Source organism: Paenibacillus chibensis, assembly GCF_004001045.1.
Lineage (GTDB): Bacteria > Bacillota > Bacilli > Paenibacillales > Paenibacillaceae > Paenibacillus_AQ > Paenibacillus_AQ chibensis.
Map to the genome: position 1 here is coordinate 1 of NZ_BIMK01000057.1, position 10032 is coordinate 10032.

Annotated in this window: 10 protein-coding genes; 5 read left to right on the forward strand and 5 right to left on the reverse strand. The window is 51.8% G+C overall.

What is annotated here, in order from left to right; genetic code table 11:
• Positions 1–872 precede the first annotated feature (872 nt).
• The 5 genes from PCH05_RS26720 to PCH05_RS26740 form a co-directional block, all read right to left on the reverse strand.
• Entirely contained in the window at positions 873–2006 is a 1134-nt protein-coding gene (locus tag PCH05_RS26720; protein WP_164766814.1) for a Ger(x)C family spore germination protein, read from the reverse strand.
• Entirely contained in the window at positions 1987–3144 is a 1158-nt protein-coding gene (locus PCH05_RS26725) for a GerAB/ArcD/ProY family transporter (RefSeq protein ID WP_127607724.1), read from the reverse strand. Before PCH05_RS26725 ends, PCH05_RS26720 begins: the two co-directional genes overlap by 20 nt.
• Positions 3144–4634 (reverse strand): spore germination protein, encoded by a 1491-nt coding sequence (locus PCH05_RS26730; protein ID WP_127607726.1) that lies wholly within the window; start codon positions 4632–4634, stop codon positions 3144–3146. Before PCH05_RS26730 ends, PCH05_RS26725 begins: the two co-directional genes overlap by 1 nt.
• A gap of 283 nt (positions 4635–4917) precedes the next feature.
• A complete protein-coding gene (locus tag PCH05_RS26735; protein ID WP_054943617.1) occupies positions 4918–5163 on the reverse strand; it encodes a hypothetical protein in 246 nt (81 codons plus the stop codon).
• A gap of 12 nt (positions 5164–5175) precedes the next feature.
• Positions 5176–5379 (reverse strand): hypothetical protein, encoded by a 204-nt coding sequence (locus PCH05_RS26740; protein ID WP_028407024.1) that lies wholly within the window; start codon positions 5377–5379, stop codon positions 5176–5178.
• A 218-nt stretch (positions 5380–5597) separates the two neighbouring features.
• Between PCH05_RS26740 and PCH05_RS26745 the strand changes: the two genes are divergently transcribed.
• The 5 genes from PCH05_RS26745 to PCH05_RS26765 all read left to right on the forward strand — a co-directional run bounded on the left by PCH05_RS26745 (position 5598) and on the right by PCH05_RS26765 (position 9808).
• Positions 5598–5825, forward strand: coding sequence for a YuzF family protein (locus tag PCH05_RS26745; RefSeq protein WP_217506278.1), 228 nt, complete (start codon positions 5598–5600; stop codon positions 5823–5825).
• A gap of 183 nt (positions 5826–6008) precedes the next feature.
• Positions 6009–6539, forward strand: a complete 531-nt coding sequence (locus PCH05_RS26750; protein ID WP_127607731.1) for a DUF6431 domain-containing protein — start codon at positions 6009–6011, stop codon at positions 6537–6539.
• A gap of 41 nt (positions 6540–6580) precedes the next feature.
• The gene (locus PCH05_RS26755) at positions 6581–7933 is read left to right on the forward strand and encodes a DDE-type integrase/transposase/recombinase (protein WP_127607733.1); all 1353 of its coding nucleotides are present in this window, start codon (positions 6581–6583) and stop codon (positions 7931–7933) included.
• Positions 7926–8726 carry an ExeA family protein gene (locus PCH05_RS26760; RefSeq protein WP_107338592.1) on the forward strand — a complete coding sequence of 267 codons (801 nt, stop codon included), beginning with the start codon at positions 7926–7928 and terminating at the stop codon, positions 8724–8726. The genes PCH05_RS26755 and PCH05_RS26760 overlap by 8 nt, the downstream gene beginning before the upstream one ends.
• A 185-nt stretch (positions 8727–8911) precedes the next feature.
• On the forward strand, positions 8912–9808 hold the full coding sequence (locus PCH05_RS26765; protein ID WP_054943616.1) for a manganese catalase family protein: 897 nt from the start codon (positions 8912–8914) through the stop codon (positions 9806–9808).
• The last annotated feature ends 224 nt before the right edge of the window (positions 9809–10032 follow it).

Below are 10032 nucleotides of genomic sequence, written 5' to 3' on the forward strand. Positions count from 1 at the left end.
TGCTCCAAACCCGCTTTGTATGATGAAAGCGAAGCATCAGAAACATGTGTACATCAAAGAAAAGCGACCACCAGCAATTCCAGCCGTGGGAGTAGGTAATATAACCGAAGCGATATCCAACCCATTCTACACCGATATAGATCAGCACCCATTTTGCAATGTGAACCGCAGCCTTCCATTCGACTTCCGGAAAACGAGTCAGGTGAGAAAGCAGTCAAAGGATAAATGCAAAAGGTGTGCAGCATAACAATGCCGGTATGGGATCCGGTTCCAGACGCCACACATAAAATTTTTCATGCGAAAAAATTTCGTAAAGCAATTGACAACAAGAAATGTACAACAGCGTAGGATAGCACTGGGGAAACTGTGTCCACCGCCCCCATCTCCACGCCGCCCATACTGTCCACAAAGCAATGGTTAAATGGATACTCATCCCGCACCTTGTCATTTGATGGCGTCTTTCACTTATATCGGTTGTTTCTTAATGCAGACGGGTTTCGAACAAAATTGTTTCAGTCCATCCCAGTTGCCCCAGATGCAATTTTTGCATCGCTTCGGTTGTCTTGGGCCGGATATAGTCCGGTTTTCAACGCTTGTACTGAATGTTGGTGACATGCAGGCATCCGCCTTTCCAGATTTATGCAAACAGCATTTAATTTGTCCAGAAACGAATCATCCTATTCCGCCAAGAAGCAATCCGCATCGTGAAAGTTCCGCTTTGATCCCACCTATGCGTGTCCCTACCGGATCAAAACTCAGCTACAGGCTGGCCGCTGCGCATGCGAGATCCACAATCCGCAGGGGACTTGCTGTTTGGGGAATGTGAGCGCTTTTGTACACGGCTTCCAACGTTCCATGTCATGAAGACGCGATCATTGGCGAGCGACACAGGGCGCGCGAGCTGCGTCTTCATCGCGGTCCGCATGCGAATCGAGCATGCCGGTATGCTCCAGCTTCAGCGAAACATGGATCGTCACGTCCAAATCCGGCCATCGTTGGTCCCACTGCTCACGGGTAAATGGCCGTTCCTTCCACCCTACCGTGTGCATGCCCAGCCCGAACGGATCGACTCTTAACGCCTGCGTTCGATCGATAATCTTCTCCAGCTTCTCCTGGATTCTCCGTTCAAGTTTACGCTCGAACTCCTGCAGTTCCCGTGGGCTGTCCGTCTTCTGTCCAGCGGGGACTTCTTCCACCCGTCCTTTAAGCATCACGTCAATATGAACGTTCCGGAACGAATCGGTAAAATGAATTTGCCGCTCGGTTTTGATACTGCCGAGCACGACATCCGCCTCCGATAGCGGCACCGTCTTTTGAACGCCTCTCTTTTCACGCAGCATTTGGAAAAAGACGTCATCGGACAGCGGAATCTTTCCGACCATCTTATCCCCGCGGAACAGCGCCGTCCCGGAATAACGAAGTTCATTGTTCGCGACGGCGTAATAGGGAAGAACCGGATCGGCATAAGGGTTGTACACCCTGGCCAGGAATTCATGCACGTTGCTTGTCGTCAATTGCCCTTGCTTTTCGTAGTGCGCAAACATTTTGTACAGATACAAGTCGATTTCCTCCTGCCCGCTCTGCATCTGCCTGTTCAAATATCCGATCATATCGCCACGCACAACAGAGAGAAACACGCGGCTGGAAATTTCGGGATCACGCAGTAACGTATCGAGCAGAGACGTCAGCCCCCGGTTAGCCATGGCTTCGGAGAAGAAAATCATTCGGATCTGCCCCCCTTTCGTTTCCCGGTAATACTTCAAGTTTCGTAAGTATCTCCCTTCGATTAACGTATTGGAGGACGTGGTAATCACGCTCTTTTTCTCTTTCTTCAGCGGGGGAATGATGGTAGACAGCTTTACGGATCCGTCGTTCCCTTCATCCAGATAAAGCAATACAACCGGCGATATTTCCTCAATGGTATTGGTTTTATCGACAAACGAGCAACCGCCGAGAACAAGCAACGCCAGTAATAGAAGAAGCGGTTTATGACGAGCCGCCGGCATGTCGGACCCTCCATTTCCTGCGAATCGTGATCCATCCCAAGAGGAAGAAGCCAAAAGGCAAAACGGTATAGGTGCTGGCATCCAGCCATGAAAGCCAGGTGATCCACTCCTTGGCTTTCCATTCATCCGGCCATATCCAGCGACCGGCCATCCATGTCAGCAGAAGCATCATCAAAAACGCCAACCAAAACGGCGCTCTTCCTTCTGAAAGACGACTGCGCGCAAGACATTGGATTGCTCCCGCCGCATACAATAGAAGGATGGCGACGACGTAAACGACGGAAATGGCGTAGGCTGGATTCAGAATCATTTCCAGCCGTTCGGCGAAAGGAAGCTGAATATACCGGATCAGATCGACGATCGGCAAGTCTTGCCGCTGCAAATAATCAGATCCGTAAAACGTCAGGCAAATGACAAAAAAGAATATGTATTCGAATGCGGTAAATGCATTGGCGGAAATCAGAGCCGTTTTCAATTTCTTCGCGTCTACCGCCTCTTTCGGCAATGCCAGCATATATTCGGGACCGGAGAACGCCGCCCATATCGTAAGAAAGGTTTGCCAATCTCCCTTGGGCATGTGCTCCGGAAGAAGAGGGAGCAGATGGCGGTATTCGGCAGCCGGCGGAAACGCAAACGGCACGTACAGGAAGGTAACCCATATCGTGCCGACAAACGCAACGATCGCAAAACGAACGGTCTTCTCCATGCCCAATCGAGCCAGGTATACGCAAGCACACAATAGCAGGATGCCAAACAACGTAGCATGTAAGGCAGGAAACAAAATATGATGCACAATTTCGACATAACCCATCATCAGCACGATGCCTTTCATCAAAACAGCGAACAGCCCCGCAAGCAAAAACAGGAAAGACACCGCCGATCCCAACGTGCGGACGATGCCGAGATAACCGCCGGGCGTTTCTTTCCATGCAAAACAGCGGGCAATCATCAAAATGTTGAGGTGCGAGCATCCCGCCGCCAGCAGGATGAGGCCGATCATAACCGGCTCCGCAAGCACACTGGGCAAATATAAAAGATAATATAACGTTTGCATCCGGTTCGCCCAGAAGGCGAGGGACAAGAAACCGAAGGGCGCTGAAATCGAAAACAAACCGGCCGAACCTACACGAGAAGCCATCACGGTTTCCTCCCGGTAACGCGCATCCGCTGCAGCGGCTTCAAATAAGCCGGCCTTGTGCGCATCCTGGACAGCGGAGCACGAAACACCGTATCTTTCCAGTCGCTTGCGAAAAACGGGCTCAGCGGGGACAAATACGGTTGCCCGAGCGAAGTCAATCCGTGCAGGTGGATGCACAGCCAGAGCAATCCGAACCCAATGCCCCACATGCCCAGCCATGCCGCCAGAATGAGCAGGGCAAATTGGAGCAGTTTGCTCGCGTTCGTCATCAAATAATTGGGTACGAGAAACGAGGCGATGGCGGAGATGGAGATCACAATGACCATCACATTGCTAGCGATCCCTGCATCCACGGCCGCTTGACCGATGACAATACCGCCCACGATGCCGAGCGTTTGGCCGGATTTGGTTGGCATGCGCAAACTGGCTTCCTTTAATATCTCCAGCGTCAGCAGCATGAGCAGCGCTTCCCAGAACGGAGGATACGGAATTTCACTGCGGGATTGCAACAGGACAAACAGCATCTCCAGCGGAACCATCTGATAATGGTGAACCGTCACCGCCACGTAAACCGGGGTCAAAAACAGAGCAATTACGAACGCGACAAAACGAAGCCCCCGCAGGAAGCTGCCCACCATCCATCGGTGAATATAGTCCTCCGGGGACTGAAACAGATCAAAGAACGTAATGGGCGCTACAAGCGCAAACGGCGTGTTGTCCACCAGCCAGACCACTTTGCCGCTGGCCAGCGCCGCGGCCAGCACGTCCGGACGGTCCGTCTGTTGAAATTGCGGAAAAACGCTGTTGACGTGGTCCTCCATCAAAGCGGAGATATGGGAGGAATCGAGAAGAACATCGAAATCAATTTGATTCGTTTTCATCTCTGCGATCCGCACCAGCTCCGGATTGACAATACCCTCCATGTACAGCAGCACAACAGAGGTTTTGCTTAACGATCCGGCGGTCCATTTCTTTGACTTTAGGCTTGCTACGGGCAGCCGGCGACGGATTAAGGTCAAGTTTTTGTCAAGGCGCTCGTTCAGGCTGTCTTTGGGACCGTACACAATCGATTCCTGCTCGGAAGAATCGATAGTGCGGCCGAGTTGATCCTGCTTTTTGACCGCGCAAACGTTCCCGATCTCATCAAAAACAAGAATTCCTCCCTGCAGGATGAGTTCTTCGGCTTGCTGCAACGTCGTTACGTCCACCCGATCTTCGGAAATCACCTTTTGTCCTGCTTGTTCGTCCGGGGCATGCAAAAGGGGAAGCACGATGTCGCTTTCGACCTGTTTTTGATCCACAAAGGAACGGATGTAAAACAGCTTGACTTTCCGCACTCCCGCATCCAACTCATGCACCTGTGCATCGTGAATATCGTGAAACAATTGCTGCACGTGCTGCGGAGACAAGTTGCCTGCGGGAGGTTGAGTGTCGGCTTCATTTGGCGTATAGCTTTTGTCTTGCTTTTTAAACCAGCCGATCCAATGCATCGGCTCCCCTCCTTTCGCATATTTAGTCCATGTATTTTATTTTTCCCGATATGACAAAAAACATGCCTCGCAGTTCCAGGTTGTTGGCAGTCCTGAGATTATGAGTCGGTTCGTGAAAAACCACGGGCTTCCTACGAGGCCACTGAAAAAAGTCCCCTCGCCTTCTTTCTGCGATGCAAAAAGTCCGTTTTTAGCCTGTGAGACGGCTTTAAACGGACTTTTCCTTATTTTCCTGCAACATCAAACTTAAAAATCGATGCATCACAGAAAAAACGTATCTTTTTCAGCGGCCTCCTTCCTGCCGATGACTTGATTCGTGAACATTTCGCAAACACTGATTCTCCCAGTTGTTGCAGAAGTCCTCATACACTTGCTCGACTCCGCTGTCGGCTATCATGTGTCTGGCCAGAAAGTCGTACCAGAACTGATCGAAAGACAAAGGCATCCGGGTTCCATATTGGGAACGAAGGGTTACATAACGGTCCCAGATTTTGATTCGGAATGCTGCCAACTCATCACATCGCTCCATGTCGGTTCGCCTTTAAGCGGCGCTGGTGCCGCTGGGTATTTCTGACGTTTTCGCTCTTTCTTCGGCCAGCTTTTGAAATTGTTTCGCTCTTTCCAGATGAAAGGCACGCAATTGGTCGTGATATTGAGCCATTTTCATGTGCCAGTCGTGCATTTGCCTGACGTAAGCGGCGTGGTCATGCGTAAACATGGGCATTGCCTGTTTAGTAAACTGCATTCAAAACCATTCCTCCTTGGGTAGGTGAATTTTGAACTTACAGCATCAGTCTATGGCAGACGTGTAGAAGCGACACCGGCATCCGCCCGGTTTCCGGTCATTTTTATCGGGTTGTTTGTCTATACACAGGCGGAAACACAACCTTCCTTACTTCGGCATAGGCTAAATGGTAACGAGAATGAGGAGGAGATTTCATCGTGTATGCTTATCCGAATGGAATGTACAGGGAAACGGCAAATCCCGCATTATCCACAGTAACCTTGGTTGACCCGTATTTTTATCACACCTTGCGCTCGCTTCAAGGAAAGCCGGTGGTTATTGAAACGTCTCGGGGCCCTGTTCGGGGTACGATAACCGACGTGAAACCGGATCATGTCTTGCTGCAAACAAACAATTCCTCATTTTTTCTGCGCACGCAGCAAATGATTTGGGTTATGCCCTCTTAGTGTTTCCGCTGAAGCATAATGCCCGAAAGCTGACGGAATTGCCTGTCCGAGAGTTGACGAATATAATGTCCGTATCTCGGAAAAGGAAAAGGATGCCTCCCCATCGCGTGAACCTGCGGGAACAGGTTCACAGGAAGCATCCCCTCACAAAACGTATGATCATTGTATCAAAATACGAGCTGGTTGAGAAGAGCGCCGGCGTTTTCAGTTAGGTGTGCAGAAGTCGTCCCTTGCCCCTGTTGCGGAGGAAGCCTTTCGGTGATCGGAAGTCGGAAGCGAAAGCTGTGGGAGGCCTCAGGGGAACAGAGATTGTTAATCGTTCGAAGGTTGCGTTGTGTAACCTGTCGGAAGATTCATCATGAGCTGCCAAATTGCATTGTGCCTTACAAACGTTATGAATCGGCATGTGTGGAGAGCGTTGTTGCATCCGAACCGGAGGAGATCGTCGTCGCCGCGGATCATTCTACGCTGTACCGTTGGCGTAGCTGGTTTCGGTCGCAAACAGTGCATTGGATGGGTTGTCTCGAATCGATCGCCATTCGCTTTACACTGGACGTTGCGGAGGAGTCGTCCGGACCTTCGCAAACTGCACACCATCGTTTCGGACGGTACGTCGGCGATGCGGCCGGATGGCTGGCAAGAATTGTCCGTCCCGTCGCCAACTCAAATTTTTGGGTACATACCCGTTCTGCATTTTTGTCCGGAGCACGCTGAGATAGACTCGAAACGAAGTCTATCGGGGGATGGTGTTTCGGATGAAAGATCAGAAGAAAGCAGAGCAGATCGCCGTGGAGCGAGTTCAGCTCCTGGCTCCGCTGTTGGAAGAAGGGCTAGACCCAGCCAGATCAAGAGAAATCAAGACACGGATCTGTGAGCAGACGGGCTTGTCGGAGCGGACCCTGCGCCGGTATCTGGCGACGTACCGGCAGGAAGGATTCGGCGGGCTAAAGCCTAAGGGCAAAGGCAAGCAGCCGACGGCGCCCGCCATTGCGCCGAACATCGTGGACCAGGCGATTCTGTTACGCCGCGAGGTGCCGAGTCGGAGCGTCGCCCAAATTATTCAGATCATGGAATGGGAAGGCCTCATCGGGCCGGGACAGATCAAGCGGAGCACGTTGCAAGAGAAGCTCACAGAGCGCGGCTACAGTACCCGCCATATGCGGATGTACGCGGAATCCGGCGTTGCTGCGCGACGTTTCCAGCAGAAGCATCGAAATCGTCTGTGGCATTCCGATCTGAAATACGGTCCGTACTTGCCCATCGGACCGGGCGGTGCGATGAAACAGGTATTTCTCGTGACGTTCATCGACGATGCGACGCGGTTCGTTCTTCACGGGGAATTTTACCCGGTAATGGACAAGACGATCGTCGAGGATTGCTTCCGCAGGGCCATACAGAAATACGGGGTTCCGGAAGCGGTGTACTTCGACAACGGCAAGCAGTACCGCACGAAATGGATGACGAGGGCGTGCTCCAAGCTCGGAATCCGTCTTCTCTTCGCTAAGCCGTACTCGCCGGAATCCACGGGGAAAGTCGAGCGATTTAATCGTGTGGTGGACTCCTTTCTCAGTGAAGCGGCGCTTGAGAAGCCGAAGACGCTCGAGCGGTTGAACGAGCTGTTCCAGGTATGGCTTACCGAATGCTACCAAAACAAGCCGCATTCGGCGCTTCCCAACAAACAGAGCCCGTACAGCACATTCCAAAGCGACAAGAAGTCGCTGCGGTTTGCGGATCCGGATGTGCTCGCCGATGCGTTCCTGCATTGCGAGCCGCGCAAGGTCGACAAGTCCGGCTGCATCAGCTTCATGGATCGCAAGTATGAAGTGGGGCTGTCGTTCATGGGATGTACGGTGGATGTCGTATACGACCCGGCAGACATTACGGAACTCACGATCGAGTACGAAGGCCATCCGTCGTGGAGAGTGAAGGAGCTCGTCATCGGCGAACGCGCAGGCAAGCGCCCGCCGCTTCCGAAGCATTTACAACCGGAACCGACGGATTCGTCCCGGCTGCTCGCCGCCGCAGAAGAACGGAGCCACCAGCGTCACGACCATCAGGCGCCGGCTGTCACCTACCGGCGTGTTCTGAAGGAGAGCGGCGATGTTTGAGGCATTCTACGATCTGCATCGCTCTCCATTCTCGAGAGATCTGCCGACAAGCGAACTGTATGAGTCGGAAATCTTGGAAGAGACGCTCGGACGCTTAGCGTATGCGGCTCAGCGACAGTGGTTCGCGGTCGTTACCGGGGATTGCGGAACCGGGAAGACGACGACGATTCGGCGATTTACGGATACGCTCGACGCCGCAAAATTCAAGGTGTTGTATCTGTCGGATTCAAAATTGACACCAAGGCATTTCTACAAGGGGGTGCTCGAACAACTTGGTTGCGAGTCGAAGTTTTACCGCGGGGACGCCAAGCGTCAGTTGCATCGTGAGATTGAATTGATGCGTGGGATTCACGGTTTGCAGCCCGTCGTCGTCGTGGACGAGGCGCATCTGCTAGACCGAGAGATGCTGGAAGAGGTACGGTTCCTGCTCAACTTTAAGATGGACGCCCAAAGTCCGATGGCGCTGATCCTGGTCGGGCAAAGTGAGCTGTGGGAGCGACTCCATCTGCAAGCATACGCTGCCATTCGTCAGCGAATCGACCTGCAGTGCAAGCTTCCGCACTATGATCGCGCTCAGACAGGAGCATACATTGTCCGGCATATGGCTTACGCCGGTGCGGATCGGGATGTCTTCACAGACGGCGCAATTGATGACGTCTACCGCTTCTCCAGCGGAGCCGCTCGTCTGATTAACAAGCTATGCACGCACTGCTTGATTTACGGTGCGCAGAACAAACATCGTATCATAGACGATCATATGGTCAAGCGAGTGATCCAAGGGGAATTGTCATAATTCCCCTTTCGGTATAGCCTCATGCGGACAGATTGACCGTCAATAGAAGGACAACTTACGCCGTCAACCGCTGGACATTATGCGTTAGCAGTAACACTCTTAGCGCTCCAGCGCGGCATGAGACAAACGATCCCTGTCATAAAAATAATAAGAACCATAAATTTGATAAGGGGATGATGTCCGCCATGTTCAAGCGCATCAATCGATTGCCCATTGCATTGCCTGTTCCCAAACATCCGGACGCCAACGCCGCGGCGGCTGTGCAGGAACTATTAGGCGGCCGTTTCGGGGAGATGTCTACGTTGAATAATTATTTGGTCCAATCTTCGAATTTTCGCAGCAAAAAAAAGCTGAAGCCCTTTTATGAACTTGTGGCCAGCATTACGGCGGAGGAGGTTGGCCATGTGGAATTGGTGATGAATTCCATTAATTTATGCCTGTCCGGTTCCACATTTCCGGCAGATCCGGATGCGGCCCCTCTGCGCAACGGGCTTGACAAACGCAATACCTACCATTTTATTGCAACGGCTCAAACCTCGTTGCCCGGCGATTCGATGGGCAAAGCATGGAACGGTGATTATGTCTTTAACAGTGGCAATTTGGTACTCGATCTGCTTCATAACTTTTTTCTCGAATGCGGCGCCCGCACCCATAAGATGCGCGTGTACGAGATGACAGATCATCCTGTCGCCCGCGAAATGACGGGTTACTTGCTGGTCCGCGGGGGAGTTCATGTGCTTGCTTACGCGAAGGCGCTCGAAATCATGACCGGAGTCGACGTCAAAAAAATGCTCCCTATTCCCAATCTAGAGAATCGGGCATTTGATGCGACCCGCAAATACGAAGAACAGGGAATTCATCGAAAGTTATATACGTTTAGCGATTCAGACTATGAAGATATCGCTCAAATCTGGAAAGGATCCCACCCGTCCGACGGAGAGCGATTGGAAGTCGTCAGAGGAGTTCCCCAAGGAGGGGAAGTGCCCGATCTTGAAGAAGTGCCGGAAGAATTTGCTCCTGGCATCTCGAATGAGGATTTTATGCAGATTGCCCAACGGCTGCAAAAGCTCGCCGGATTGTAAGGTGTTGCGTTCCTATACGGGCAAGAGTTGCTGCTTACATATGGCATGTATACGAAACCTTTATTTATTTCTATTGGCCGTGCGCGACTCCCAGCGTGCGGCTCGTCACATAGTGGTGGTCAAGCACAAGCCTTTATTGGAATGGTTTCAATTGTCTCTCCCTTAGTTCTTGAATTTTATTTTCTAAATATTCGATACGAGATTTTAGTTGTGCTTTCTCTATG

Coding starts and splice junctions, on each gene's coding strand:
- PCH05_RS26745 (WP_217506278.1), top strand. CDS start 5,598: ATGTACAGGGAAACGGCAAATCCCGCATTATCCACAGTAACCTTGGTT.
- PCH05_RS26720 (WP_164766814.1), bottom strand. CDS start 2,006: ATGCCGGCGGCTCGTCATAAACCGCTTCTTCTATTACTGGCGTTGCTT.
- PCH05_RS26735 (WP_054943617.1), bottom strand. CDS start 5,163: ATGGAGCGATGTGATGAGTTGGCAGCATTCCGAATCAAAATCTGGGAC.
- PCH05_RS26725 (WP_127607724.1), bottom strand. CDS start 3,144: ATGGCTTCTCGTGTAGGTTCGGCCGGTTTGTTTTCGATTTCAGCGCCC.
- PCH05_RS26740 (WP_028407024.1), bottom strand. CDS start 5,379: ATGCAGTTTACTAAACAGGCAATGCCCATGTTTACGCATGACCACGCC.
- PCH05_RS26765 (WP_054943616.1), top strand. CDS start 8,912: ATGTTCAAGCGCATCAATCGATTGCCCATTGCATTGCCTGTTCCCAAA.
- PCH05_RS26760 (WP_107338592.1), top strand. CDS start 7,926: ATGTTTGAGGCATTCTACGATCTGCATCGCTCTCCATTCTCGAGAGAT.
- PCH05_RS26730 (WP_127607726.1), bottom strand. CDS start 4,634: ATGCATTGGATCGGCTGGTTTAAAAAGCAAGACAAAAGCTATACGCCA.
- PCH05_RS26755 (WP_127607733.1), top strand. CDS start 6,581: ATGAAAGATCAGAAGAAAGCAGAGCAGATCGCCGTGGAGCGAGTTCAG.